This window comes from Nocardia nova (assembly GCF_002933465.1).
GTDB lineage: Bacteria > Actinomycetota > Actinomycetes > Mycobacteriales > Mycobacteriaceae > Nocardia > Nocardia nova_B.
In genome coordinates this window covers 1-26,301 of record NZ_PSZE01000003.1, presented here as the reverse complement: position 1 = coordinate 26,301, position 26,301 = coordinate 1, and the positions used below count along the sequence as shown (strand labels likewise).

The 26,301-nt window shown below is 66.6% G+C and carries 26 protein-coding genes, 3 tRNA genes and 1 pseudogene; 21 read left to right on the top strand and 9 right to left on the bottom strand.

Going from position 1 to position 26,301, the window contains the following annotated elements:
• The first annotated feature begins 11 nt into the window (after positions 1–11).
• From C5E41_RS04445 to C5E41_RS04430, 5 genes are all read left to right on the top strand, one after another.
• On the top strand, positions 12–986 hold the full coding sequence (locus C5E41_RS04445) for a DUF3566 domain-containing protein (protein WP_104374577.1): 975 nt from the start codon (positions 12–14) through the stop codon (positions 984–986).
• Between the two features lie 152 nt (positions 987–1,138).
• Positions 1,139–1,212: transfer RNA gene (locus tag C5E41_RS04440), tRNA-Ile, on the top strand.
• 33 nt (positions 1,213–1,245) lie between these two features.
• Positions 1,246–1,318: transfer RNA gene (locus tag C5E41_RS04435), tRNA-Ala, on the top strand.
• A gap of 152 nt (positions 1,319–1,470) precedes the next feature.
• Positions 1,471–1,578, top strand: coding sequence for a DLW-39 family protein (locus C5E41_RS34360; protein ID WP_210743954.1), 108 nt, complete (start codon positions 1,471–1,473; stop codon positions 1,576–1,578).
• A gap of 15 nt (positions 1,579–1,593) precedes the next feature.
• Positions 1,594–1,666 (top strand) — tRNA-Ala (locus tag C5E41_RS04430).
• A gap of 57 nt (positions 1,667–1,723) precedes the next feature.
• Here C5E41_RS04430 and C5E41_RS04425 read toward each other — a convergent pair.
• Complete coding sequence (locus C5E41_RS04425; RefSeq protein WP_258080736.1) at positions 1,724–2,392, bottom strand: TetR/AcrR family transcriptional regulator; 669 nt, start codon at positions 2,390–2,392, stop codon at positions 1,724–1,726.
• A 148-nt stretch (positions 2,393–2,540) separates the two neighbouring features.
• Here C5E41_RS04425 and C5E41_RS04420 point away from each other — a divergent pair, with 148 nt between their 5' ends.
• The 4 genes from C5E41_RS04420 (at position 2,541) to C5E41_RS04405 (ending at position 6,773) form a co-directional block, all read left to right on the top strand.
• Positions 2,541–2,813 (top strand): hypothetical protein, encoded by a 273-nt coding sequence (locus tag C5E41_RS04420; protein WP_104374576.1) that lies wholly within the window; start codon positions 2,541–2,543, stop codon positions 2,811–2,813.
• Positions 2,814–2,840: 27 nt separating this feature from the next.
• Positions 2,841–4,097, top strand: a complete 1,257-nt coding sequence (locus C5E41_RS04415; RefSeq protein WP_104374575.1) for an oxygenase MpaB family protein — start codon at positions 2,841–2,843, stop codon at positions 4,095–4,097.
• A gap of 210 nt (positions 4,098–4,307) precedes the next feature.
• A complete protein-coding gene (locus C5E41_RS04410) occupies positions 4,308–5,147 on the top strand; it encodes a lipocalin-like domain-containing protein (protein WP_258080735.1) in 840 nt (279 codons plus the stop codon).
• A gap of 66 nt (positions 5,148–5,213) precedes the next feature.
• Complete coding sequence (locus C5E41_RS04405) at positions 5,214–6,773, top strand: FAD-dependent monooxygenase (RefSeq protein ID WP_104374824.1); 1,560 nt, start codon at positions 5,214–5,216, stop codon at positions 6,771–6,773.
• A gap of 76 nt (positions 6,774–6,849) precedes the next feature.
• On the opposite strand, the gene C5E41_RS04400 is transcribed toward C5E41_RS04405, so the two are convergent.
• On the bottom strand, positions 6,850–9,411 hold the full coding sequence (locus C5E41_RS04400; RefSeq protein WP_104374574.1) for a LuxR C-terminal-related transcriptional regulator: 2,562 nt from the start codon (positions 9,409–9,411) through the stop codon (positions 6,850–6,852).
• 412 nt (positions 9,412–9,823) lie between these two features.
• Here C5E41_RS04400 and C5E41_RS04395 point away from each other — a divergent pair, with 412 nt between their 5' ends.
• A complete protein-coding gene (locus C5E41_RS04395) occupies positions 9,824–10,840 on the top strand; it encodes an AI-2E family transporter (RefSeq protein ID WP_258080767.1) in 1,017 nt (338 codons plus the stop codon).
• Between the two features lie 47 nt (positions 10,841–10,887).
• On the opposite strand, the gene C5E41_RS04390 is transcribed toward C5E41_RS04395, so the two are convergent.
• Complete coding sequence (locus C5E41_RS04390; RefSeq protein WP_181063098.1) at positions 10,888–11,118, bottom strand: hypothetical protein; 231 nt, start codon at positions 11,116–11,118, stop codon at positions 10,888–10,890.
• 206 nt (positions 11,119–11,324) lie between these two features.
• Between C5E41_RS04390 and C5E41_RS04385 the strand changes: the two genes are divergently transcribed.
• From C5E41_RS04385 to C5E41_RS04355, 8 genes and pseudogenes are all read left to right on the top strand, one after another.
• Complete coding sequence (locus C5E41_RS04385) at positions 11,325–11,738, top strand: DUF7144 family membrane protein (protein ID WP_104374571.1); 414 nt, start codon at positions 11,325–11,327, stop codon at positions 11,736–11,738.
• Positions 11,739–11,813: 75 nt separating this feature from the next.
• The gene (locus C5E41_RS34780; protein ID WP_258080783.1) at positions 11,814–11,948 is read left to right on the top strand and encodes a hypothetical protein; all 135 of its coding nucleotides are present in this window, start codon (positions 11,814–11,816) and stop codon (positions 11,946–11,948) included.
• Positions 11,927–12,477, top strand: a pseudogene (locus C5E41_RS04380) (adenylate/guanylate cyclase domain-containing protein); the annotation flags it as partial. The gene C5E41_RS34780 and the pseudogene C5E41_RS04380, both read left to right, overlap by 22 nt.
• 710 nt (positions 12,478–13,187) lie before the next feature.
• Positions 13,188–14,192 (top strand): ATP-binding cassette domain-containing protein, encoded by a 1,005-nt coding sequence (locus C5E41_RS04375; RefSeq protein ID WP_104374570.1) that lies wholly within the window; start codon positions 13,188–13,190, stop codon positions 14,190–14,192.
• The gene (locus C5E41_RS04370) at positions 14,189–15,031 is read left to right on the top strand and encodes an ABC transporter permease (RefSeq protein WP_104374569.1); all 843 of its coding nucleotides are present in this window, start codon (positions 14,189–14,191) and stop codon (positions 15,029–15,031) included. The genes C5E41_RS04375 and C5E41_RS04370 overlap by 4 nt, the downstream gene beginning before the upstream one ends.
• 54 nt (positions 15,032–15,085) lie before the next feature.
• Complete coding sequence (locus C5E41_RS04365; protein WP_104374568.1) at positions 15,086–15,301, top strand: hypothetical protein; 216 nt, start codon at positions 15,086–15,088, stop codon at positions 15,299–15,301.
• A 45-nt stretch (positions 15,302–15,346) separates the two neighbouring features.
• Entirely contained in the window at positions 15,347–15,874 is a 528-nt protein-coding gene (locus C5E41_RS04360; RefSeq protein ID WP_104374567.1) for a peptidylprolyl isomerase, read from the top strand.
• A 14-nt stretch (positions 15,875–15,888) separates the two neighbouring features.
• Entirely contained in the window at positions 15,889–16,758 is an 870-nt protein-coding gene (locus tag C5E41_RS04355) for a rhomboid family intramembrane serine protease (protein ID WP_258080734.1), read from the top strand.
• Positions 16,759–16,799: 41 nt separating this feature from the next.
• On the opposite strand, the gene C5E41_RS04350 is transcribed toward C5E41_RS04355, so the two are convergent.
• Both C5E41_RS04350 and crgA read right to left on the bottom strand, forming a co-directional pair.
• The gene (locus C5E41_RS04350; RefSeq protein WP_104374565.1) at positions 16,800–17,318 is read right to left on the bottom strand and encodes a PH domain-containing protein; all 519 of its coding nucleotides are present in this window, start codon (positions 17,316–17,318) and stop codon (positions 16,800–16,802) included.
• A gap of 126 nt (positions 17,319–17,444) precedes the next feature.
• Complete coding sequence (crgA, locus tag C5E41_RS04345) at positions 17,445–17,708, bottom strand: cell division protein CrgA (RefSeq protein ID WP_030516702.1); 264 nt, start codon at positions 17,706–17,708, stop codon at positions 17,445–17,447.
• An 82-nt stretch (positions 17,709–17,790) separates the two neighbouring features.
• Between crgA and C5E41_RS04340 the strand changes: the two genes are divergently transcribed.
• From C5E41_RS04340 to C5E41_RS04330, 3 genes are all read left to right on the top strand, one after another.
• Positions 17,791–18,429 (top strand): aminodeoxychorismate/anthranilate synthase component II, encoded by a 639-nt coding sequence (locus C5E41_RS04340; protein ID WP_030516703.1) that lies wholly within the window; start codon positions 17,791–17,793, stop codon positions 18,427–18,429.
• Positions 18,430–18,521: 92 nt separating this feature from the next.
• Positions 18,522–19,235, top strand: coding sequence for a RibD family protein (locus tag C5E41_RS04335; protein WP_104374564.1), 714 nt, complete (start codon positions 18,522–18,524; stop codon positions 19,233–19,235).
• Positions 19,232–19,738 (top strand): deaminase, encoded by a 507-nt coding sequence (locus C5E41_RS04330; RefSeq protein WP_258080733.1) that lies wholly within the window; start codon positions 19,232–19,234, stop codon positions 19,736–19,738. The genes C5E41_RS04335 and C5E41_RS04330 overlap by 4 nt, the downstream gene beginning before the upstream one ends.
• A 13-nt stretch (positions 19,739–19,751) precedes the next feature.
• On the opposite strand, the gene pknB is transcribed toward C5E41_RS04330, so the two are convergent.
• From pknB to C5E41_RS04310, 4 genes are all read right to left on the bottom strand, one after another.
• Positions 19,752–21,653 (bottom strand): Stk1 family PASTA domain-containing Ser/Thr kinase, encoded by a 1,902-nt coding sequence (gene pknB / locus C5E41_RS04325; RefSeq protein ID WP_104374563.1) that lies wholly within the window; start codon positions 21,651–21,653, stop codon positions 19,752–19,754.
• A complete protein-coding gene (locus C5E41_RS04320) occupies positions 21,650–23,158 on the bottom strand; it encodes a protein kinase domain-containing protein (RefSeq protein WP_104374562.1) in 1,509 nt (502 codons plus the stop codon). Before C5E41_RS04320 ends, pknB begins: the two co-directional genes overlap by 4 nt.
• Positions 23,159–23,240: 82 nt before the next feature.
• Positions 23,241–24,707 carry a peptidoglycan D,D-transpeptidase FtsI family protein gene (locus C5E41_RS04315; protein WP_104374561.1) on the bottom strand — a complete coding sequence of 489 codons (1,467 nt, stop codon included), beginning with the start codon at positions 24,705–24,707 and terminating at the stop codon, positions 23,241–23,243.
• Positions 24,704–26,188 (bottom strand): FtsW/RodA/SpoVE family cell cycle protein, encoded by a 1,485-nt coding sequence (locus C5E41_RS04310; protein ID WP_104374560.1) that lies wholly within the window; start codon positions 26,186–26,188, stop codon positions 24,704–24,706. The genes C5E41_RS04315 and C5E41_RS04310 overlap by 4 nt, the downstream gene beginning before the upstream one ends.
• Between the last annotated feature and the right edge of the window lie 113 nt (positions 26,189–26,301).

Sequence of the window (26,301 nt, the reverse complement as noted above, 5' to 3'; positions counted from 1 at the left end):
AGGATTCTGCATTGACCACTCCGAATCAGCCGAACGACGAGCGAAACCACGCCAACGGTGTGACCGAGCGGATCGCACCGTCACCGATTCCGCCGCGGCCGGCGCCGCGGTCCGGGTCGTCGGCCGACAACGGCTCGGGTAGTTCGCCCGCAATCCCCGAGTCGCAAGGCGATTCCGCGAAATCCGGCGCCTCGGCGCCGGAGGCCGCCGAGGCCGGTGAGGGTCGTGGTGGTTCTCGCTTCGAGGAGGGTTGGTCGCAGCTGCCGCAGCGGGAGCCGCAGTCGAATCTGAATCGCCCCGGCCAGGCTCCCGTGCAGGGCCGGGCGAGCTCGCAGACCGGACTCGGTGGTGGGGTGAAAAACGCCCGTACCACCACCGACCTCGCGGCCAAGGCCGCGCGCAAGGAAGCGGCGATGGTGAAATCCGTCGGCATCGACGGACCGACCCGCAGCATCGCCCGGCCGGAACTGATCAAGGATCTGCCCGATCTGTCGGATCTGCGTCATCCGCTGCCGCAGGCGGACGCCGGTGCGGCACAGTCGGTTCCGATGGCGGTGAAGACCGCGGCGCCGACCGTCTCGCCGGCCGCGCAGGCGGCGGTCGCCCAGGCGGTGACCAGCGGTGAGCCGTTGCGCGCGACCGTGCAGGTGCGCCATATCGACCCGTGGTCGACGTTGAAGGTGTCGCTGGTGATCAGCGTCGCCATGTTCTTCGTGTGGATGCTGGCCGTCGGATTCCTCTACATCGTGCTCTCCGGCATGGGTGTGTGGGACCGCCTGAACAGCACCTTCACCGACATGGTGAACGACAACAACTCCTCGGCGACAACGATCATCGACGCCGGCAGCGTATTCGGATACGCGGCCGTCATCGGCCTGATCAACGTGGTGCTGTTCACCGCGCTCTCGACGGTGGGTGTCTTCATCTACAACCAGTGCACCGATCTGGTGGGCGGCGTGCAGGTGACGCTGGCCGATCCGGACTGACGACCGCGACGAACGGCCGGTCCGGTTCTCCACCGGCCCGGCCGTTCGTGCTTTACGGGCGCTTTGACCAGGCGTTTTGGAGAGCGATCGGGGCGTTGTGTAGTCTCTACCGAGTCAGTCACGACAACACTTCGAGTCGAGACGAACATTACGGGCCTATAGCTCAGGCGGTTAGAGCGCTTCGCTGATAACGAAGAGGTCGGAGGTTCAAGTCCTCCTAGGCCCACATTCACATACCTGGTCGTCGTCGACGACCGAGGGGGCCTTAGCTCAATTGGCAGAGCACTGCCTTTGCAAGGCAGGGGTTAGGGGTTCGATTCCCCTAGGCTCCACTTCTTCTTCGCACGATCCGGGGGGGATCCGATCGATATCTCGCCGCTTCCTGTCGGGCCGGTCCACATCACACAGCGCCGTCGGCGCCGCGTTCGTCGGGTGCCGGAAGTCGCGGCTGCCGGGGCGGTCGCGGCACAGTAGGGTGGACGGCATGAAACTTCTTCTGACGATCGGTGTCATTGCCGCAGTTGTTTTCGCCGTCACCAAGGTTCGCAAGCGGAGCGAGGCGGATCTGTGGCATGAGGTGACCGCGCGCTGAGCCGCCACGCTCACCGGGGCCTTAGCTCAATTGGCAGAGCACTGCCTTTGCAAGGCAGGGGTTAGGGGTTCGATTCCCCTAGGCTCCACAAAAATCACAGCTCCACAAAAATCACAGCTCCACCGAATGCACAGCTCCACAAAACTCACGGCCGGGCCAGCAGGTCGATGACCGCCTGCACTTCCTCCGGCGTCGGGGTCGGCAGATTGTCGCGGCCGTGGATCAGACCGATCCCCAGATACACCATCGCGCCCGCGCGTAGCCGCGCCTGTACCGGCTCGAAACCCAGATCGAGCATCGCTGTCTGCACGGTCCGGAAGATGCGCTGATCCAACGCCCGGACCGCCGCCGCAACGGTGTCGTCGGTGCGTGACCACTCCCGCACCGAGGCCTCGACCATCCAGTGCTTCGGATCGACCAGCATGGCCGCCATCTGTTCGATGCGGGACTCGACCGGAATCGAATCCAAGGCGGCGAGGGCCCGGACCGCCTCGCTCTGCATGTCGCCCCACCGGTCGGCCATCGCGGCCACCAGTTGTTCGAGATCGTCGAAATGCCAGTAGAAACTGCCCTTGGTGACGCCCAGTTCCTCGCACAGCCGGGGAATCCGGATCGCGGTCACACCCTCGCGCGCGAGGAGATCCAGCGCGCCGTTCACCCAGTCGTCGTACGACAGCCGCGTCGTCTGACGGCGGTTGCGATGTTGTGCCTCCGCTTTCTTGGACACCGCTTTCTTGGACACCGCCTTTTTGGACGTGACCGTGGCCTTCTTCGGTGCCGTCATCCACTCACCGCCCGAGTTGCCCAGGTCCATAACCCGATCGTAGGGGAGCCGGCCCGCTGCGGTTTCGACATGCGCACGGCCCACCACTGGCACCGTTCAAACGAGTACCGTCCACTGTACTCAATGGTATGGTCGCTGCGACGGGTGACGATCGAAGTCACCTCGGAAGGTGCGAGGGATGTATCGACCGATCGGCCGCCGTGCGATGGTGCGCGGTTTCGGCGCAGGTCGGCCGGCCGCGGTGGCCGGGCGCGTGGTGACAGCCACGGTCGATCCCGCACCGCGTACACCGCTGCGCACTGTGGATTACCAACTCGCTCATCCCCAACCGGCGATCGGCACCCGCTGGACTCCCGATCCGGAAGACTTCCCGGCGGGGCCGCCGCGGCCGCCGGCGCCGTGGGAGAGCGGCCGCAAGGATGTGGTGCGAGTCGACGGCGCCACGACATGATGCTGCGATTCCGAACGGTGCGGTGAAATGACGACACGGATGCGAACCACGAAATGCCCCAGCGCTTTCCGGTATTGGGAGGCGAAGCAACGGCCCGCCGTCCAGCGCTTGGAATCGATCGTGCGGAAAATGACCGGGGCCGAACTCTTTCCCACCGACGAGCAGGCCCGGGCCCTCACCGAGGATTTGTTCGCCGGTGATCCGGTCGCCGAACGATTCGTCGCCGAGGTGATGCACGGTCCCGGTGGTTCGGCACAGAGCCGCGCCCTACTGGACCGGGCGTTGGCCGAGGGAATCGATGCCGTTCCGGAGGCACCGGATTCGATGCGAGAACTGTTCGCCGAATTCGACACCGTGCCCGAGTGGGTGCGACCGGAATTGGTCGAACAGGGTGCGGCCATCTGGCGGCGGTGGGGCACCATGCTGTTCAGCTTCGCGGGTGCGGAAACACTGGAGATGTACACCGAGTCGGCGGTCGCCACTCCGCTGTCGCTGGCGGGCGGATATGCCGGAAACAGTGCGCTGCGCAGGTATTTGGAGACCTGCCGATTCTGGATGGACGTCTCGCAGCCGCATGCGCTGCTCACCCCGGGGTCGACCGGGCGCGCCACCGCGCTGAAGGTCCGGGTGATGCACGTGTCGGTGCGGGCGCGGGTGGCCGGACATCCCGAATGGGATATCGACAAGTGGGGACTGCCGATCAGCCAGACCTACCAGTTGCTGACCCTGATCGCGGGCAGTGTGACACCCGGCCTCGGGCTGTGGGCGCTGGGCTATCAGACGACGCCGTCGGAAATCCGTGCGCTGCTGCACTTTCAGAAGTACATGGGTTATCTGCTGGGTGTGCGGTTGCAGTGGCATCCGGAAACCGTGGTCGACTCGTTGCGGGTGCTGGCGATGACCATCGCCTCGCGGTCCTACGACGCCGGTGCGCACGGCGCGGAATTGATCGAGTCCTATCCCGCCGCCTTCGCTCCCCGCCCCGAACACCGCGGCGCGAGCCGGCTGCGCGCCGCCTACAACTACCGCATCAACTCCGTGTATTCGGCGATGTACATGGCGCCCGGCACGCGACGCAAATACCGTATGCCTCCGGCCTTTCCCTGGTTGCTGATTCCGGTGCTGCGGTTTCCGCTGATCACCGCGATGGAATTCGTGCGCCGGATACCGCCGGTCGGGCGGCTGCACGAGAAGGTGATGGTCCGGCACCGGGAGAACTGGTATCGGGCCCAAATGCAGGGCAGGGAAGCGGAATTCGATGCGAGCGGAGCGTTGCGGCGATGAACGATACAGCCATTGTGGAGGCATGGAACGGTCCCGGTCGCCGGGACGGCGAACTCACCACGGTCGAACCACGGCACAACGCACTTCATCCGGCGGCGAGTTCGCTCGCCTTCGAACACTGGTATTTCGACGCACATCTCGACAGCGGGCATACCGTCGTCCAAACGCCGCCCCGAGGATTTCCCGCACGCGCGCCCCTGGGTCGAGTTGATGGTCTACGACCCGGACGGCACGCGTCGCCAGGTCTCGCGGAAGTACCCCCGCAATCAGGCGTCGTTCGATGCGCGATCGTGTGATGTGCGAATCGGAAACAACCGGGCCTACACCGAATTCCGGCCCGACGGGTTGCCGACGCACCACCTGAGACTGGCCGAGGACGGTGTGGTTTTCGACCTGCGCTTCGACAACGAACTGCCCAGCTGGATGCCTGGGAAGGGGGAGACGCACTTCGGCGGCGGGGATTCCTTCGGCTGGGTCGTCGGCGCGCCGCGAGCTCGGGTGAGTGGCACCGTGACCATCGACGGCGTCGAGCGGTCCGTCACCGGTCGCGGGTACGCCGACCACAACTGGGGTGTCGGTGATATGCGCAAGATCATCGAGCGCTGGCACTGGGGGCGGCTGTATGTCGAGGACTATTCGCTGCTGTTCGCCGACGTGCTGACCCAGCAGCGACGCGGCGCTCACGAGATCGCGCCGCTCATGCTGGCCCACCACGACCGCATCGTTCTCTCGACCGGCGAGACGACCTTGCGCGAGGGCCCGGCGCGTTTCGACGCGACCGCCGGGCGCGGCTATCCGGAGTGGATCGAATTGCGCGTGCCCGGTCGGGTCGAGTTGCGGCTGACCGTGGATCGGGTGATTCACGCCCACGATCTCCTCGACGATATTCCGCTGGTGGGCACCCGGCTGCTGAAACCGCTGGCGCACAGGTTGATCGGTCATCCGGGATATTTCCGATTCGAATCCACCTTCGAACTGACCGTACTCGGCGGTGCGGAACCGGTCCGCCGCACCGGCACCACCTTGCACGAATCGGTGGCGCTCTCCTGAGACTTGCGCGGTCCGCGCATCCGCGGTGCAAGGGCGCTGCAAGCGATCGGCGGCAGTGTCGAAGCCATGAGCGAGACATTCGATGTGGTGGTCGCCGGTGCGGGCCCGGTCGGACTGATGCTGGCCTGTGAACTGCGGCTGGCCGGGGTCGAGGTGCTGGTCGTGGAGCGGCTGACGGAGATCGATCGGACCATCAAGGCCGGAGCGATCAATGTGCCGACGGCTCAGGCCTTCGATCGGCGCGGACTCTTGCCCGAGTTGCTGGCGCAGCAGCAGGCGGCGATCGAGCACGTGAAGGCGTTCGACATCCGGATGGCGGCCGCGAACCGGCCACCGATCGCGGGACATTTCGCCGGAATCATGTTGTCGTTCGACCTGATCGACGCGGACGACCCGGCCTTCGCCGGGGTGGGGCCCGCGGGCCGGGCCGTTCTGGTGAGCCAGCAGGGCATCGAGGAGATTCTCGGTGTGCGCGCCGCGGAACTCGGTGTAGTGGTGCGCCGGGGCGTGGAAGTGACCGATTTGACCGACCACGGCGACGGCGTGACCGTGCGCTGCCGGGCCGCCCGGGGCCGTGGCGGCGAGGAGAGCTGCGGTGGCGACGAGATACGCGCCTCGTGGCTGGTGGGTTGCGATGGCGGACGCAGTACCGTCCGTAAACTCGCGGGCTTCGACTTCCCGGGCATCGGGCCGGAGATCACCGGCCGGCAGGCGGTGGTCGAGATGTCGGAAACCGAGGGGCTGCAGCCGGGTTGGCGCGACACCGAGCACGGCATCTATGTCTACGGGCCGACTCCCGGCCGCTTCCTGACGGTCGAACTCGACGGACCGCCGATCGATCGTGACGCGCCGATCACGGCCGCCGAGCTGGAGGCGAGCCTGCGCCGGGTTTCCGGGGTGCCCGTGCGGGTCTCGGCGGTGCATTCGGCCACTCGATTCACCGACAACACCCGTCAGGTGCCGGACTACCGCAAGGGCCGTGTGCTGCTCGCCGGTGATGCGGCGCATGTGCATTCGCCGTTCGGCGGGCAGGGCCTGAATCTCGGCATCGGCGATGCGGTCTGCCTGGGCTGGAAGCTGGCCGCGGTCGTCGACGGCAGGATGGACGATCGCCTCCTGGACACCTACACCGCCGAGCGGTATCCGATCGGCGCCTGGGTGCTGGAATGGACCCGGGCGCAGGTGGCCCTCATGCGCCTGGACCGGCGCAGCAAGGCGCTGCGGGCGGTGATGTCGGAACTGTTGTCCACCGGCGACGGCGCGACCACCGTGTTCAAGCGGATCTCCGGTGTGCTGCACCGCTACCACCTGGGCGGCGATCATGAGCTGATCGGCACCATCGCTCCCGATCGCGATCTGTCCGACGGGACTCGCGTGGCCGAGCACTTCACCGCCGGTCACGGTGTGCTGTTCGATTTCGCCGACTCCGCGCAGCTGCGCGCCGCGGCGGCGCCGTGGCAGGACCGGATCCGGATCGTCACGGCGAAGCCGCTGGACGCCTCGGACGGGCCCGGCTCCCGCGACGCGGCCGGCGTACTCGTCCGTCCGGACGGCTATGTCGCCTGGGCCGCCACGTACGGCATCGAAGGTTTGACGACCGCGCTGACTCGCTGGTTCGGCCGGTGAGGGCGATTCCCACCGGCCCGTTCGAACGTGTTGTGCCCGCGATCGGCGAATTCCTCGGCGACTGCGGTAATCCCGGTCAGATCAAACCGAGCTCGCGCGCCCGCGCGATGGCCTCCGCGCGGGAGCCGCTGCCCAATTTGTGATAGATTCCGCGCAGGTGCGTTTTGACGGTATTGATCGAAACGCCCATGCCCTCGGCGATAGTGAGCGTCGTCATCCCCGACGGCAACTGACGTAACACCGACATCTCGGTTTCGGTCAGTCCTGGATTGTGCGCCGCGCCGTGAGCCGACGGATGAGACCGGATCAGATCGACGAGCCGGTCGTGGTGACCGAACCGGCCGACCGAACCGTCCAGTAACGCAACGGTTCCGGGTACCTCCAGGAACGGTCGCACGATCCGGTCGTCGGCGGCGTGGCCGAGAGCCTGCGCCATCGCCTCGTAGGCCTTGACCGGGCGGTCCAGATGGGCGGACGCGGACGCATACAGGAGCCAGGCCGTGACGGCGGTGAGCGGGGGCAGCCCGTCGGTACGGCGCAGCAATGGCTGGAGCAACTCGAGTGTCGTCGACGAGGTCTGCGCATACTCCGAAAGGCATGCCTGCGCCAGCACGACCTCGGGCGTACGGCCCAGTACCGCTACCGCTCGCTCGATCAGAGTCTGTGCGCCGACGCGGGATTGGATCCGCAGCAGTGCCGAAACCGTGTGCAGGACAAGATTACGCGAGGAGCGCGCCGGTGTCGGATCGGCGAGCATGTCGAGCAGCTGAATCCGCAGCGTATCGGCGGCCAGGAAACGATCTGTGGCGGAATCGAATTCGATCAGCCGCAGAATCGCCTGCGCCTGCCGGTCGGCGGCGGGCGCGGGGGACAGGCCGCTTGTCGTGGCGGGCGCGAGCTGGCCGTGGACATCGATCGGATCGCCCCGCAGATAGTGTGTGTACGCGATCATCGCCTGCGCGTGCGTCATCGCGGAATGTGTTCGCAGTCCGTATTTCTCGGCGAGCGCCACGGCATGTTCGGCCCGTTTGCACATCACCGTGAGATGGCCGCCGATATCGCCGCACAACGCCAGTCGCGTCGCCGCCGGTACGACGAAGCGACCCAGTCCCGCATGTTCGGCCAGCGCGAGCGCCTGCCACAACCCGGATTCGGCGCGCGCGACATCGCCGCGGTGCAGGTGCGCGGTCGCCAGCTGCAGGATGATGTAGCAGTCCAGTTCGGCATGGCCGGTCGGAGTGGGCGTCGCCGGATCGGAAGCGACGGGTTCGGCGCCCGTCAGCACCGCGACATCGGCGACCACGGCGCGGCGCAGTGCGGTCAGCCAGGACGCGGGCACCAGTGCGGAGGCCGAACAGGGTTCTGCTTCGAGGCGATCCAGGTAGGCCGTGGCGGCCGCCACGTCTCCGCGGCCCACGGCCTCGGCGATGCGCAGCAGTTGGACGAATTGATCGTCCGCGAGTTCGCCGACGTCGTCCAATCGGGCGAAGAAGGAAGGCCCGTCCCCGCCGAACACCAACCTCGGGCCGTGTTCGCGGATGAACCGCGACAGCTGTGGATGTCCCGGGACGGCCAGGACGTGATGCAGTGCGGCAGAGGGCATCCGGGCATCGATGAACCACTTCGAACAGCTGCGGTGAATGCGCGGCAGCCGGTCCGGAAGCGAGCGTGTGGCTTCGGCGAGCAGGTAGGCGCGCAGCATCGGGTGGTAGCTGTGCCACAGTTCGCCGTGGCGGGCGACGCAGGTGATCGGCAGATTGTTGCGCAGCAGATATTCCAGAGTGGCCGGGGCGGATTCGCCGACCAACTCCGTGGCCAGCGCGGCACTGAACTCCTCGGGCACCGCGGTGGCGAGCAGGAAATGCAGCGCATCGTCCGGCAACGCCCCCAGCAGCTCGCCGACGAGGAAGTCGCTGATGGCATGGGGTGCGCGAGCCAACGCCGCCAAGGCGGTGGGCCGGTCCTGCGGATTCGCGGCCAGATAGATCGCGGCTATCCGTACCAGCGCGGCCCAGCCGCAGGTCAGCTGTTGAATGCCGGCGATATCGGCCGCGTTCAGGTGAAGGTCGTGCTGGTCGAGCAGGGCCGCGGTGCGTTCGTCGTCGAGCGCGAGTTCGCGCGCCGTCAGCCGGGTGAGCCGGCCACTCAGCTCGAGGCCGTGCCATCGCAGCGGCGGATCGAACCGGCCGGTGATGATGGTCGTCAGTGTGGGCGGTGCGTTGTCGACGACGTACTCCAATCCCGCCAGGGCCAAGGGATCGGTCAGCAGGTGGGCGTCGTCGAGGACGAGCACGGTCGGTTCGGCTCGGTCGGTCAACCGGTCCACCAGCGTCGCCGGCTCGGCGAGGGGGCCGGTGGGGTCCCGGTCGGGTGATCCGACGGGGAAGTCGAGCACTCCGGTGATCGCACGCCACAGATCGGCCGACTCACCGCGGCGGCCGGTGAAGGTCAGCCAGCCCACCCGGCAGGCGGACTGCCGAGTCGCCAGTCGCGTCACCCAGTCGGCGGCCAGGACGGTCTTGCCGGTTCCCGCGGGGGCGCAGATCAATACGGTCTGGCCGGCGCCGGTCCTCGCCGCCTCGTCGATGCGGGCGTGGGCAGCGGGAAGCGACAGCGGTACGAAGGAGAGTTCCGGCACGCCGAGTTGGAGGCCACTGCGAATGGCAGCAATGTTCGAGCTACCGGCTAGCGATCGCGTTGTTCTGGGCGAAGCGTCCAATTCGCCTCCCGGAGCTGTGCCTTTGCCGAAGGCGGTGTCGGTGAAGCCTGCTTTCTCCAAACTGAAACGTACACTAATCATTTGCTGAATTCGGTCAAAATATGCGTCCCATCATGATTTCGAATCGGTCTCGGGCCTTCGAATTCGACCGTGGCGCAAGACGTAACGGGCCGGTCGTAGCCGTAGTGTCGGTCGGAGAATCGACACTCCGGTCTGCTGCGGCGAGGTAATTCCGATGCAATTGCGACGAGATCGGCCCCCGCGGGCCGAGCGACAAGCTCCGCCGCCCGCTTCCGGAGCGACATGGTCGCTACCGCGCGGTCTGATCGTGATGCTTTCCGTCGCCGGCGCCGTGGTGGCCGTCATGGGTATGAAGGCGTTCGCCGGCGTGCTCGGGCCCACCTTTCTGGCGCTGATGCTGACCATGGCCGTTCAGCCGGTGCAGACCTGGGTGCAGCGGCGCGGTTGGCGGCCGTGGATCGGGATGGTGGCGGCCCTGTTCTTGGTCGTACTGATTCTGCTCGTACTGCTCGGCGCGCTGGTGCTCTCGGTCGCGCAATTGGCGTCCGAGCTACCGAAATACTCCGACAAACTCGACGACATGCTCAACGGTGTGCGGGATACGCTCGCCGATCTGGGGGTGGACACCGAGCAGATTCACAACGCCCTCAACGGTCTGGATGTGGGCAAGGTCGTCGATCTGCTGTCGGTCGCACTGAGCAATGCGCTCGGGATCTTCTCGAATCTGTTCTTCGTTCTGGCGCTGCTGCTGTTCATGGCGATCGACGGCATGATGATCGATCGAAAATTGGCGGTGGTGGCCAAGGCGCGGCCCGAAATCGCTTATGCGCTGGGTGTATTCGCCATCGGCACCCGCAAATATATGGTGGTCTCCACGGTCTTCGGCTTGATCGTCGCCATCTTCGACGGCGGTGCCCTGTGGTTGATGGGCGTGCCGCTTCCGGTGCTGTGGGCGCTGCTCTCGTTCATCACCAACTACATTCCGAATATCGGCTTCGTCATCGGCTTGATTCCGCCAGCGCTACTGGCGCTGCTGGACAGCGGTCCGATGCTGATGGTGTGGGTGATCGTCGTCTATTCCGTGATCAATTTCGTGATCCAATCGATCATTCAGCCCAAATTCGTCGGGGATGCCGTCGGCCTCAGCGTCACCGTGACGTTCCTGTCACTGGTGTTCTGGTCGTGGGTCCTGGGCGCGCTCGGTGCGCTGCTGGCGATTCCGCTGACGCTGCTGATGAAGGCGCTGCTGCTCGATATCGATCCGACCACACGGTGGGTCAACGTGCTGATCCAGGACCGGGCGCCCGATCCGGACGAGGAACCGTAGGCGGCGGTGACCTCGGCCGACTCCCCAAACCGCCCTCAGCCGAAGAATCAGCCGGCGGAGTCGGGCAGTTGCGCCATTCCCAGCAGCGTCAAGCCGAGCGAATCGATGCGTGCCAGCACGCCCCGCATGGCCGTGGCGTCGGGGAGCGTGCCGAACAGTGTGGTCGTCCCCGCCGAGGAATGGTCACTGCGGCTCAATTCCGGAAATGCGGCCAACGCCCGTTCGGACAATTCACCATCGATGACGAACTGATAGCGGATCGACAACGACCAACTCACCTCCTCGGCCGGGATGCACGCATGTCTCCAGGCTCGGGCACAACCGCTGGGAGTCGCCTCATCCGCCCCGGATGAGCTCGAGATCCGGCCGCGAACCGGTCCTGCGGGGGCGCCGGCGCCCGATACTCACCCGCCACGGGTGAAGCCGATGCGCGCCGCAATGGGCACAGTCAGGCGAAGACCCTCGGCTGGGAAGGAGTTCCGCCATGAGCACAACCCCGCAGGAGCATCCCGTACGTCAGGGCATCGCCGCCGGTACCTCGATCGGCGCGGCGATCCTGCTGATCACCGTCGGTGTGCTCTCGATTCTGGAAGGAATTTCTGCGGTGGCCAACGACAAGCTGTTCGTCGTGGGCATTGACTACGTCTACCAGTTCGACACCACGACCTGGGGATGGATCCACATCGTGCTGGGGATCCTGCTGGTCATCGCCGCCCTCGGCCTGATGGCCGGCACCACGTGGGGCCGGATCGTGGCAATCACGTTGGCGGCGTTGTCCATTCTCGCGAACTTCCTGTGGCTGCCGTACTACCCGGCATGGTCGATCCTGGTGATCGCGTTGAATGTCGTGGTCATCTGGGCGGTCGCCACCTGGCAGCCCGGTCCGGACCGCGTCTGACCCTCCCGCTTCGCCGGGCTGTGACGAATCATCAGCGGGCGGCCCGGCCGCGGCGGGATCCGTATCGTCGGAATTATGACCTCCCCGGAGCTGTCGAACCTGGTTCAGGCGGTTGTCGAGCCCTATCTGCTGGAGGGACCTCGCCGCTACAACCGGGTCGAGGTCGCGGAACTGTCGGGCGTACCGGCCGATCTGTCGCGGCGGCGCTGACGCGGTCGCTGGCCGGTGACGGCACCGGAGAAACGTTGCGGGAGTTGGCCGTCGGATTCGCGGATATGGTCGGCTACACCCGGCTGACCCGGCATCTGGAGGCCGACGAACTGGACGATCTGTTGGAGTCGTTCGAATCCGTCACCACGGGCGCGATCACCGCGAACGGCGGCTGGACCATCAAGAACGTCGGCGACGAGGTGATGTTCGTGGCCGATTCGGCGGTGACGGCCGCCCGGATCGCCTTGGCGATCCAGGAGGCCACGACGAGTGCCGGAACCACCCCTGAACTGCGGATGGGACTGGCCTACGGGCAAGTGTTGCAACGTTTCGGTGATCTCTACGGTTCGGTGGTGAATACCGCGGCGCGGCTGACCGGATCGCGCGGCCGGGCACGGTACTGGTGGATGACGGCGCGGCAACACAATTGGCGGGCGAACCCGAGTTCACGCTGCGGCCTCTGCGCAGTGTGCGGGTGCGCGGAATCAACCGTTTGGGTTCGCACGTGCTGCGGCGGAACGGTAGCTGACCGCATCTGTCATCTGATCCGAAAACGCTGTCGCACAAGGGTGGAGACGGCACAGGCACCACCCGGAAAAGTCCTGGAATTGGAAGCGGGCCTCGGCGAAGGGGGGGAGTTAGCCGAGGCCCGCGTAGGGTCGGCCCGGGGGGGAGGGGCCGACGTGACTGATCCTACGCGACGATTCTCGTTTGTGTCTGCATGAGGGCCGCTAGTTTCGAAATTTTTTTCTCTGGTGTGTTGCGGGGGGCGTCGTCCGGTTTGCCGGAGGGCTGATGGTCGGCAGGGAGGCATTCGTGAATTACGTTGTAACGCAAAGGAATAAACGTGTTCCACGTGAAACGATCGACCGTGCCGAGGCGTCGGCGCGAGCGTCGAATTCGGTAGCTGTGTGGGTGTGGCAGCGCACAGCGGTGGGCGTTTTCACACCCGCGATGCCCCGTCAGCACCGCGGCAGGTAGCCGTGCGGGCCGTATTCGAGTAGCCGCTACTCGCGACCTTCGGGTCCGGGCGCGGGAGTATCGAATCGGTCGCATCCCGCCGGCACCCCCGAGCACCGCCGGATCTCGGGATGCGACCACCTCTGCTCTCTGCCCAGTCGAGGCGCCCCGCTCGGTCGATGTCCGTTAAGGGCTTATTCGGATGAACTTGTCGGGGGTGTGAGCAATACTGCACGGCAGTAGCGAACCTCACATCCACATCGAACGGCAGGGGAAAACATGCCCGACGCCATCATCGCCGAGGGTTTGGTCAAGAAGTACGGACGGCTCGTCGCTCTCGATGGACTCGACCTCACGGTTCCCGAGGGGACGGTGACCGCACTGCTCGGGCCCAACGGCGCCGGGAAAACCACGACGGTCCGGGTGCTGACCACGCTGCTCACACCCGATGCGGGACGCGCAACGGTCGCGGGTATCGACGTGCTGCGCGAACCGCGGCGGTTACGCGCCCACATCGGCGCCTCCGGGCAATACGCGGCCGTCGACGAATACCTCACCGGCTTCGAGAATCTGGAGATGGTGGGGCGGCTGTACCACCTGGGCATTCAGCGCAGTAAGCAGCGCGCCCGGGAACTGCTCGAACGATTCCGGCTCAGCGATGCGGCCGATCGGCCGGTGAAGGGGTACTCCGGCGGGATGCGGCGCCGCCTGGATCTGGCGGGCGCCCTGGTGGCAAATCCGCCGGTGCTGTTCCTCGACGAGCCGACCACCGGGCTCGATCCGCGAGCCCGGCTGGATCTGTGGGATGTGATCGAGGAACTCGTCGCCGGTGGTACCACCCTGCTGTTGACCACGCAGTACATGGAGGAAGCGGACCGGCTGGCCGACGCGATCGCGGTGATCGATCACGGCACGGTCATCGCACGCGGCACCGCCGACGAGCTCAAGACGCTGGTCGGCGGCGACCGGATCGAGCTGACCGTCGAACATGCCGACGTCCTCGCCGTCGCCCAGCAGGCCCTGGCCGGTCTGGCCGTCGGCGATATCCACGTCGAACCGGGATTGCGGCGGCTCACCATTCCCGTCGACGACGGCTCGCAGGCGCTGGTCGACACCATCGAGCGGCTGTCCGCGCACCGGGTGCGCATCCAGGACGTCGGCCTACGGCGGCCCTCGCTCGACGATGTCTTCCTCAGCCTGACCGGGCACGAGGCCGCCGACTCCGTCGATCCGGCCGATGCCGCGCAGACCCTCGAACAGGCCACGGAAGGACGGAGCAGATGATCACCGCCGCGGCCGACACCCGCAGACCGACCCTGGCCGAACGCGCGGCCATCGTGGCCGGAGACAGCCTGACCATTGCCAAGCGCAATGTCATCAAGATCAAACGAGTGCCCGACGTCCTGATCTTCTCGACGCTGTCGCCGATCATGTTCGTCCTGTTGTTCGCCTACATCTTCGGATCGGCGATCACCGTGCAGGGCACCTCGTACCGCGAATTCCTGATCGCCGGCATCTTCGCCCAGACCTCGGTCTTCGGCGCCACGTTCACCGGCACCAGCCTGGCCGAGGACATGCAGCGCGGAATCATCGACCGGTTCCGCTCACTGCCGATGGCACCGTCGGCGGTGCTGATCGGACGCACCGTGGCCGACGTCGCCATCAACGTGGTGAGCCTGGTCGTCATGTCGGTGACCGGTCTGCTCGTCGGCTGGCGCATTCACGGATCCTTCCTCGAGGCCGTGCTCGCCTATGTCCTGCTGTTGCTGTTCGCCTATGCGATTTCCTGGATCATGGCCGTGGTCGGTTTGCTCGTGCGTGCGCCGGAAGTGTTCAACAACGCCAGTTTCATGGTGATCTTCCCGCTGACGTTTATCGCCAACACTTTCGTGCCCAGCGAGGTGCTGCCGACGCCGCTGCGTGTCGTCGCGGAATGGAATCCGGTCTCGGCGGTGACGCAGGCGACGCGCGATCTGTTCGGCAACACGAGTCCGACCAATCCGACGCCGGATGTGTGGTCCCTGCAGCATCCGGTGGCGACGACCTTGATCTGGGTGGTGGCGATTCTGGTGATCTTCGTGCCGTTGGCGCTGCATCAGTTCAAGCGGTCCGTCAGCCGGTGAGCCCTCTCACCTGGCCCTACTGCGAGCGGCTCGGGGCTGTGACAGCATGGTGCCATGCAGTTGGGGAGTTCCCGGAAATCCGGTCGGTTGCGCAATCGGCTCATCGCGGCGGGCGTTGCCGCCGCCGCGGGCGGTGCCGCATGGATGGCCGCCTCGCGTCGCCCGCAGCTTCCGGAGCCGGCCGCCGAACCGCCGCGGCTGGGATATGCGGGCGGAGCCACCGCACCCGAGACGGCGGCCTCCACCAACGACGCGGCGCACGCCGGCTAGGCGCGCCCTGCGAGTACGGACAGCCGACATGGCACGATATTCGGCGTGACCTCACCGAATCAGACCGCCGTGGCCGTTCTGCACACCAACCTCGGCGACATCAAGATCTCGCTCTTCGGTAACCACGCCCCGAAGACGGTGCGCAACTTCGTCGGCCTGGCCGACGGCAGCGCGGCCTACACGACGAAGAACGCCGGCGGCGGCACCTCCGGGCCGTTCTACGACGGCAGCGTATTCCACCGTGTGATCGATGGCTTCATGATTCAGGGCGGTGACCCGACGGGTACCGGCCGGGGTGGGCCGGGATACGAATTCGCCGACGAATTCCACCCCGAACTGCGCTTCGACCGTGGCTACCTGCTGGCCATGGCCAACGCCGGACCCGGCACCAACGGTTCGCAGTTCTTCATCACCGTCGGTCCGCAGCCGCATCTGAACCGTCGCCACACCATCTTCGGCGAAGTGGTGGACGCCGATTCGCGCAAGGTCGTCGACGCCATCGCGACCACCGCGACCGACCGCAACGACCGGCCGAAGGAGCCGGTCGTCATCTCGAACATCACCCTGAACTGACCCATCGGAGTTTCGTGAATCCGCACCCGCCCGCACCGACCTGCTACCGCCATCCCGATCGAACCACCGGACTGGCATGTACGCGGTGCGGGCGGCCGGCGTGCCCCCAATGTCTGCAACCGGCCGCGGTCGGACAGCATTGTGCGGAGTGTGTCGCGCAGGGCCGCACCGATATTCGGCCCGTACAGCCGACCGTCGGCGGTCCGTTCGCCACCGCTCGCCGCACGCCGTATGTCACCTATGCGCTGATCGCGATCAACGTCGCGGTCTTCGCCGTCACCGCCAGCCAAGCGCACAGTGTCACCGACAATCATGTGTCGCGGTTGTTCTACGACTGGGTGCTCGCACCGCAGTGGGTCGCCCAGGGGCAGTGGATTCGTGTCCTCGGTTCCGGATTTCTGCACTACGGGCCGCTGCATCTCGTGGTCAACATGTTCGCGCTCTACATCCTCGGCCGCGATACCGAACTCGTGCTGGGACGTTCGCGCTTCCTCGCGATCTATCTGGTTTCATTGCTCGGCGGATCGGCGGCGGTCATGTGGCTGGCGACCGATTCCGCCACGGCCGGTGCCTCCGGCGCCATCTACGGTCTGTTCGGCGCGACGACCGTGATTCTGCTGCGGCTGCGGCAGAGTCCGGTGCAGATGCTGGTGTTGATCGCGATCAACCTGCTCATCAGCGTGTCCCTGCCTGGCATCTCGCTGTGGGGCCATCTCGGTGGATTGGTCGCGGGCACGCTCGCCGCCGCCGGAATTCTCTTCCTGCCGGAATGGCTGCGGGCGCGGACGCGGGATTCGATCCGATGGATCGGATGGGGTGCGGTAGCCGGACTCGCGGTGCTGGCGCTCGCACTGATCGGGGCGGGTGCGGCGGTTCTCGCCTGAATTCGGTTTCCGCCTGATTCGGTTCGCGGCCGGTCCTGTTGTCAGCTGCTGCGGGGATCGACGGGAACGAGACCGTGCACGGTCAGCACATCCAGGACGTCCTGAGGATGGGTGCCGAGGTCCCAGCGGCCGAAGATCACCAGCCGTTCCTCACCCTTGTGGTCGACATCGAGTTCCAGATTGGGGATGCTCCGGCCCAGCCGCCGGAAACCGACCACCCGTGCCCGCACAATCTGCTCGGGCCCGTAGCTGACCGGGCCGAACAGGCCACGAACCACCAGGTGGGCCGGTTTCCCGGGCACGACGGTCAGGCGCGGGCGCTGACGGAAGCCCAGTCCGGCCAGGCACAGCAGCAGTACCGCACCCAATCCGATCAACAGGCGACTCGGTGCGTCGGAGGCGAACGCGGCGGCCACGGCCAGCGCCACTCCGCCGAGAGTGACCGCGACCAGAGCGGGCGCGGGTGTGGACCACTCGAGCCGGGGCGCCGGCTCGGAACTGCCGAATTCCGGGGTGGATCCGGAGCGGTCGGACTCGGGGTGTTCGGGCGGTGTGCTCACGGTCCCCAATTGCTCCTCGAGTTGTCCACAGATTCATCCACAGGTGTGCATGAATCACACGTGTGTAATAAGGATCAACGCCACCCGTGCGACAGCACGATCAACGCCACCCGTGCGACAGCACGATCAACGCCACCGCATCGTCATGATCAGGCCGATCACCATCAGCCCGAAGCCGATGAGGAAGTTCCAGGCGTTCAGATCGCTCATCCACTGGATGTGATCGGCGCCCAGGTAGTAGACCAGCAACCATGCCAGACCGGCCAGCATGAAGCCGAGCATGATCGCCACATACCAGACCGGCGACGGACCGCCCTTCACCTTCACCGGGGTGCGGCTGGTCGGGTTGATCGTGTAGTCGGTCTTCTTGCGGACCTTCGACTTGGGCATGACGTCCTCGTATTCGGCGTGCAGGTCTGCCTAAAGGCTATCTCAGCTGCGTATCGGTGGTGGCGCCACGTACTCTCGAACCATGCGTGTTCTGGTCGTCGACAATTACGACAGCTTCGTATTCAACTTGGTCCAATATCTGGGCCAACTGGGTGCCGAGGCGACCGTCTGGCGCAACGACGACTCCCGGCTGCAGGACACCGATGCCGTGGCCGCCGATTTCGACGGCCTGTTGATCAGCCCGGGCCCGGGCACCCCGGACCGGGCCGGCGCGAGTATCGAACTGGTCCGCGCGTGCGCCCGGAACCGGACTCCGCTGCTCGGGGTGTGCCTGGGACATCAGGCGATCGGAGAGGCGTTCGGCGCGACCGTGACTCGCGCCCCCGAGCTGCTGCACGGCAAGACGAGTTCGGTCTTCCACATCGGTTCCGGAGTGCTGGCCGGGCTGCCCGACCCGTTCACCGCCACCCGCTATCACTCGCTCACCGTGCTCGAGGACACCTTGCCCGGCGATATCGAGGTGATCGGGCGGACCGAGAGTGGCATCGTGATGGCCATGCGGCATCGCGACCTGCCCATTCACGGTGTGCAATTCCATCCTGAATCGGTGCTCACCCAGGGCGGGCACCGGATGCTGGCGAACTGGCTCGAGGTGTGCGGCGAGCGGCCGGCCGAGGGCCTGGTCGAGACGCTCGAAGCCGAGGTCGCCGCGCTGGTCTGAGGGGGTCGTAGCGCCGCAAGCGAAAGCCGTACCGTGACAAGGAGTTTGCGTATGCATGAGCCCGGTGCGGTCGTCGTGCCCCGGCGGCGCTGATGGCCCGGCCCTACGTCGTGCTGTCGGTGGCCACGAGCGTCGACGGATATATCGACGACGCCGGTCCGCAACGACTGCTGCTGTCCAATACGGAGGATTTCGATCGCGTCGATCAGGTGCGTGCCGAGGCGGACGCCATTCTGATCGGCGCCGAGACCTTGCGGCGCGATGATCCCCGGCTGTCGCTGAGCAGTGAGCGGCGGCGCGAGGCTCGGATCGCGGCGGGAAAATCCGAATTCCCGGTGCGCGTCATCGTCACCGCGAGCGGTGAGCTCGATCCCGGGCAGCGGTTGTGGAAACAGGGCGGGGAGCGGCTGGTCTATACGACCACGGCCGGGAGTGCGCGGCTGGGCGATCGGCTCGCCGGCCGCGCCGAGGTCGTCGCCCTCGGCAGCTCCGTCGATTTCGGCGCGTTGCTCGACGATCTGGGCGAGCGCGGGATCGCCCGCCTGATGGTCGAGGGCGGCGGCCGCATCCACACCGCCTTCCTCGCGGCGGATCTGGCCGACGAACTGCTGATGGCGGTCGCCCCGGTGCTGGTCGGTGACAGCGGGGCCCCGAAATTTCTGCATCCTGCCGACTTTCCCGGCGGTTCTCGGCGCAGAATGGCTTTGGTGGATATGACTCGTCTCGGAGATATCGCAGTCCTGCGTTATCTGCCGAAGCAGACACCGTCCGATGGGAGTTCGCCGACGATGGAACATCTCCAGTGACAACCGAATCCGATGCGTGGGAGTCGGTCGAGTCGGCCAGCCGTGTCCCCGGCCGGCCGGGGGCGCACCGGTTCTGGATGCATCACGCGATCGGCCTGGCCCGGCTGTGCCCGCCCAGTGCCACCGCCTTTTCGGTCGGCGCGGTGATCGTCGGCCCGGACGGCGTCGAACTCGCGCACGGCTACTCCCGCGAGACCGACGCGAAAGTGCACGCCGAGGAATCGGCGCTGAACAAACTCGGTGCCGACCCCCGGCTCCCTCAGGCCACCATCTACAGCACGCTCGAACCGTGTTCCACCCGGGCCTCGGTCGGCCGCGCGCCGTGTGCCGACCGCATCCTGGCCGCCGGAATTCCGCGCGTCGTCATCGCATGGCGGGAACCGCGCACCTTCGTGGAGAACTGTGTCGGCGTGGAGAATCTGCGCGACCACGGCGTCGAGGTGGTCGAACTGCCCGATCTGGCCGAAGAAGCCATGTCGATGAACCGCCACCTCGCACTATGATCGCCGACCGGGATCAGGGCGGTCCGAGCACTCCTGTGACGATCGTGATGGTCGCATTGCGCGCCACCGAAGAGCCCGGCCGGGGCTGCTGATCGATCACCCGGCCGACATTGCTCGCGTCGAATGTGCCCTGGGTGCTCTGGCTGATCTGGCCCACACCGCCGGTCCAGCCCACCGAACGCAGTTTGTCCACGGCTTGCGAGGGGGTGAGGCCGGTCAGTGACGGCATGGTGATCTGGTCGCTGGACACCTGGACCGTGATGGTTGAACCCTTGTCGGCCATCGCACCGCCGGCCGGATCGGTGGACAGCACCTCACCGGCGGGCCGCGACGAGCTGACCTTCTGGATCACGACCTTGAATCCCGCGCTGTCGGCCAGATTCGGTTCGGCCACATCGATCGACTGACCCACCACATCGGGCACGCGAACCTGGTCCGGACCCTTGCCGAGGGTGATCGTCACCTTGGAACCGGCATCGATTTTGGTGCCGGCGGCGGGGGATTCGGCGATCACCTTGTCCTTGTCCTCCGGACTGGAGGCGCCCCGCTGGATCTGTGGATCCAGCAACAGCCCGGCCGCGTTCAAATTCTGCTCGGCCTGCTGCTGAGTGAGTTTCGTCAGTTGTGGCACCGGCACCTGCTGCGGTCCGGTCGAAATCTGCAGGGTCACCGTGGACCCCTTGTCCACGCGGGCGCCGCCCAGCGGCTGCGTCGCGACCACATTGCCGCTGGCGACCTTGCCGTCGGGTTTTTGCTGGATGGCGACGTCGAAGCCCAGCTTCTCCAGATCGCTCTGGGCTTCCTGAGCGGGTTTGTTGGCCAGATCGGGGATCGCGACCTGATCGGGTCGGCTGCCCGGACCGATCAACACCCAGAACAGCGCGACCAGCACCGCGACCATCGCGGCCGCGCCGATGCCGATCCACAACTTGCGTCTGGACCCGTCGGATTCGGGTTCCGGGTCGTCGTCGCCGTCGTTGCGTTCGACCGTGCGGTAGCTGCGCGGTTCGGGATCCACACTGCCGAGGAAGGTGGTGCGGTCCTCCTCGGTCATCACCGTCGGGGCCTGCGGTTTCTGACCGCCCAGCACCCGGATCAGATCGGCGCGCATCTCGGCCGCGGACTGATACCGGTTGGCCGGATTCTTGCTCATCGCCTTGAGGATGACCGAATCGAGTTCGCGCGGCACGCCGGGATGAACCAGCGACGGCAGCTTCGGATCCTCGCGGACATGCTGGTAGGCGACCGCGACCGGCGAATCGCCCGTGAAAGGTGGCTGCCCCGTGAGGATTTCGTACAGCACACAGCCGACGGAGTACACATCGGACCGGGCGTCGACCTGCTCGCCGCGGGCCTGTTCCGGTGACAGATACTGCGCGGTGCCGATCACCGCGGCGGTCTGGGTCATCGGATTCGAGCTGTCCGCGATGGCGCGCGCGATGCCGAAGTCCATCACCTTCACCGCACCCTGGCGGTTGATCATGATGTTGGCCGGCTTCATGTCGCGATGCACGATGCCGTTCTTGTGGCTGAAATCCAGTGCGGCACAGACATCGGCGATGATCTCCATCGCCCGCCGCGGCGGCAGCGGACCCTTGCCACGCACGATATCGCGCAGCGTCTCGCCGTCGACGTACTCCATCACGATGTAGGGCAGCGGGCCGCCGTCGACCTCGGCCTCGCCGGTGTCGTACACCGCGACGATCGCCGGATGGTTCAACGCCGCCGCATTCTGCGCCTCGCGCTTGAACCGCAGATAGAACGTGGGGTCGCGAGCGAGGTCGGCGCGCAGCACCTTGATCGCCACGTCGCGACCCAGCCGCAGGTCACGAGCCTTGTGTACCTCCGACATACCACCGAATCCGATGATCTCGCCCAGTTCGTAGCGAGAAGACAGATTCTTCGGGGTCGTCATGGCATTCCTTGTGAGGAGGTTTCAGGGTATCTACTGCTGTCGGCTTCGTGCGTACCGCCGACCCCCGGTAGTGAATCGCCGGCCCCCGGCAATGGTAGGTCGAGCGAGGGGTAGGACGGGCGTGTTGTGGGGCGCGTGGTGCGGGTCGGCCGCTCCCGGGTGGTGGTGGTCGTCGGCGGTGCCGTGGTGGTCGTGGTCGGCGGGGGTGTGGTCGTCGTGGTGGTTGGCTCGGGAGTTGTCGTTACCACCGGCGGCGGGGCCGGTTGGGTGGTGGTCGTCGGCTCCTCGGTCGTGGTCCACACCGTGGTCGGCGGCGGGGGTGCGACGACGGAGGTGGTCGACTTCACCGGCGACACCGTCGAATCCGGCGCCTTACCGCTGAGCAGCACCCAGGCAGCCAGGCCGCCGAGCAGCACCGCGCCGGCGCCGAGCCCGGCCATCACCTTGTGACCGGTGGTGAATCCCGACTTCTCGGCGTTGTCGTCCGGGCCGCCGGGCCCCGGCATCATGGCCGTCGAACCCGCCGCCGCGCCCACCCGGGCCGGTTCGGCGGCCGGGTAGCGGACGGTCGCGCCGTCGTAGTCTCCGCGCGGGATCACCGCGGTCGGGCCGGGCGGGAGGACGCGAGTCGCACCGGTCTGCGGGACCGCACCTCCGCGCGGCGGCGGTGGGCGTCGACCGGCCCGGACCGCGGCCACGGCATCGGCGAACTCGCCGCCGCTGTGGTAGCGCCGCGTCGGATCCTTGGTCATCGTGATGTCGATCAGCTCGCGCACGTTCGGCGGCAGATCGGCCGGCATCGGCGGGGGCGCCTCGCGCACATGCTTCATCGCCACCGTCAGGGCACCGTCGCCGGTGAACGGCCGATGGCCCGACAACGCCTCGTAGCCGACGACGCCGAGCGAGTACACATCGCTGGCCGAGGTGGCATCCTCGCCCGTGGCCTGCTCGGGAGCGATGTACTGGGCGGTGCCCATCACCATGCCGGTCTTGGTCACCGGTGAGGCGTCGACCGCCTTCGCGATGCCGAAGTCGGTGATCTTTACCTGGCCGGTGGGGGTGACCAGGATATTGCCGGGTTTCACGTCGCGGTGGACGACGCCCGCGGCATGCGCGACCTCGAGGGCGCGGCTGGTCTGTTCCAGCATGTCGAGACCCTGGCCGACCGAGAGCCGGCCGAGCCGGTTCAGCACCGCGTTCAGCGGTTCGCCCTGGACCAACTCCATCACCAGATAGGCGGTTTCACCACCCTGCGCGTCGTAGGTCTCGCCGTAGTCGTAAACGCCTGCGATACCGGGATGGTTGAGCTGCGCGGTGGTCTTGGCCTCGGTCTTGAACCGATGCCGGAAGGTCGGATCCGCGGAGAATTCGGCCTTGAGGACCTTCACCGCGACCCGGCGGTCCAGACGGGTGTCCAACGCCTCCCACACCTGGCCCATACCGCCCGTGGCGATCAGACGTTGCAGCCGATACCGATCGGCGATCAGGGCACCGTTGTTCAGCATGGCCGCCCCCGTCGGTAGGTTCGCCGATCGCGACGTTGTTGCATATCCACCTGGGGTCCTGGTCCTCGCTTACTCATTGTCCTCAGCCCCCCTGCAATCCGGCATCCAGCACCGCCCGTGCCACCGGCGCCGCCACCGACCCACCGGTCGCCGCCAGAGCACGGTCGCCACCGTTCTCCACGATGACCGCGATCGCGATCTTCGGGTTCTGCGCCGGCGCGAACGCGATGTACCAGGCGTGCGGCGGGGTGTTGCGCGGGTCGCTGCCGTGTTCGGCGGTGCCCGTCTTGGAAGCGATCTGGTACGGCCGCGGCTGGGTGCCCCCGGCCGTGGCCTTCTCCGAATCGATCATCAGCCCGGTCAGCTGGCTGGCCACCGGGGCGCTGATCGCCTGCCCGACCGACACCGGTTTGGTGGTGGACAGATCACGCAGGTCGGGACCCTGGGTCCGGTCGACCAGATGCGGTTCCATCCGCACACCGCCATTGGCTACGGTAGCCGCGATCACCGCATCGTCGAGCGGGGTGAGAGCCACGTCTCGTTGTCCGATGCTGGTCTGCGCGAGCGCCGCGTTGTCCGGAATCGGCCCGACCGTGCTGTCGGCCACCGGAATCGGGATGCCCGAATGCGGGCCGATGCCGAAGGCCGCGGCCTCGTCCTTGAGTTTGGCCGCACCCACCTTCATGCCGATCTCGGCGAAGGCGGTGTTGCACGAGAGCCGGAACGCATCGTGCATGGTCGCCGTCGCACCGCCGCCACACGGCGTGCCGTTGTAATTCTCCAGCGTGGTGTTCGTACCGGGCAGGGTAATGTTCGGCGCCGCGGTGAACGCGTCCTCCGGCTTGATCCCCATCGACAGCGCGGCCGCCGCGACGACGACCTTGAATGTCGAACCGGGCGGATACGTCTGCGACACCGCACGATTCAACATCGGCTGACTCGGATCCGCGCTCAGCGATTCCCAGGCCTGGGTGGCACGCGCGCCGTCGTGCGTGGACAGCTGGTTGGGGTCGTAGCTCGGTGTCGAGACCATGGTCAGGATGCGGCCGGTACTCGGTTCGATGGCCACCACCGAACCGGTGTAACCCTTGCTGGTCAGCTGGTCGTAGGCGACCTTCTGCATCATCGGATTGATGGTGGTCACCACATTGCCGCCCCGCGGATCGCGCCCGGAGATCATATCGATCAGGCGGCGGCCGAACAGCGCGCTGTCGGACCCGTTGAGCACGGAATCCTCGGAACGCTCCAAACCGGTGCTGCCATACTGCATCGAATAGAAGCCGGTCACCGGGGCGTAGGCGGAAGGATCGGTCGGATAGGTGCGCAGATACTTGTAGCGGTCGTCGGTGGCCACCGAACTGGCGAGCACCGTGCCGCCGGCCGAGATCTGACCGCGCTGGCGGCTGTACTCGTCGAGCAGGACCCGGGAGTTGCGCGGATCGTTGCGCAGGCTGTCGGCCTTGATCACCTGGACGTAGGTCGCGTTGACCAGCAGCGCGACGATCATCACCATGACGGCCATCGCGACCCGGCGGAGCGGGGTGTTCATGCCGGCTCTCCCTTCTCGGGTCGGGGCGTCTCGGCGCGGATCATCTCGGTCTGTGCTTCGGCGATCGGCGCGGCTTCCCGGCGGCGAGCCGGCGCCGGCGCGCGAGCGGCGTCGGAGATCTTGACCAGCAATGCCAGCAGGGCGTAGTTCGCGAGCAGCGACGAGCCGCCGTAGGACACGAAGGGGGTGGTGAGTCCGGTCAGGGGAATCAGTTTGGTGACTCCACCCACCACCACGAATACCTGAATGGCGATGGTGAACGCCAATCCGGCGGCGAGCAGCTTGCCGAAACTGTCGCGCACCGCCAGTGCCGTGCGCAAACCGCGCACCACGAAGACGGCGAACAGCATCAGCATCGCGGTGAGCCCGATCAGGCCCAGCTCCTCACCGATGGTGGCGACGATGAAGTCGGTCTTGGCGAACGGCACCTGCGAGGGCCGTCCGCTGCCGAGTCCGGTTCCGGCCAGGCCGCCGGTCGCGAGCCCGAACAGCGATTGCGAGATCTGGTACCCGGTGTTGTTGTAGTCGTCGAACGGGTGCAGCCACGTCGACACCCGCACCCGCACGTGGCCGAAGGCGTTGTAGGCGAGGAAGAATCCGAGCGCGAGCAGTCCGGCGCCGACGATCAGCCAGCCCACCCGTTCGGTCGCGATGTAGAGCATGGCCAGCACGGTCGCGAAGATCAGCAGCGAGGTGCCGAGGTCCTTCTCGAAGAACAGCACGACCAGGCAGGCGGCCCACACCAGCAGAATCGGGCCCAGGTCGCGCGGTCGCGGCAACTCCATCCCGAGGACGTGGCGCCCGGCCGCGGTGAACAGATCCCGCTTGGCGACCAGTACCGAGGCGAAGAAGATGATCAGCAGAATTTTCGCGAACTCACCGGGCTGCACGCTGAAACCCGGCAAGCGGATCCAGATCTTGGCGCCGTTGGTCTCGGAGAACTTCCCGGGCAGCAACGCGGGAATCATCAGCGCCACCAGGCCGAGCAGGCCGAGCGTATAGCCGTAGCGGGCCAGGGTGCGGTAGTCGCGCAGCAGCACCAGCACCGCGATGAACAGCGTGATCCCCAGCGCTGTCCACAGCACCTGTTGATTGGCGTCGGGGGAGGGGATCGACCACGAATTGTGGATCGCGGTCTGCTCGTCGGCGAGATCGAGGCGATGGATCAACACCAGCCCGAGTCCGTTGAGCAGCGCTGCGATCGGTAACAGCAGCGGGTCGGCGAACGGGGTGAACCGCCGCACCGCCAGATGGGCGACACCGAACAGCGCCAGATAGGCGAAACCCAATTTGGCCAGATCCCAGGTTATTTCCTGATCCTGACTGGCCTCCACCAGCACCAGCGCAACCGTGGTGATGACCACCGCGAAACCCAGCAGCAGCAGTTCGACGTTGCGGCGGGTCGAGGGCGGCGGCGCGGGAGCGAACCCGCCCGGTGGACTGGGGAACGCTCCAGCGGACGGCGGTGCCGGTGCGGACATCAGTCCGCCTTCCTGCAGTTCTCCCCCGGAGTCTGAGGGGCCGGCGCCGCGGTGGTGGGTGCCGGCTGCTCGGAATGGGCGGGGGCATTGGTCGGGTTCGGCGCTGTCTCTTA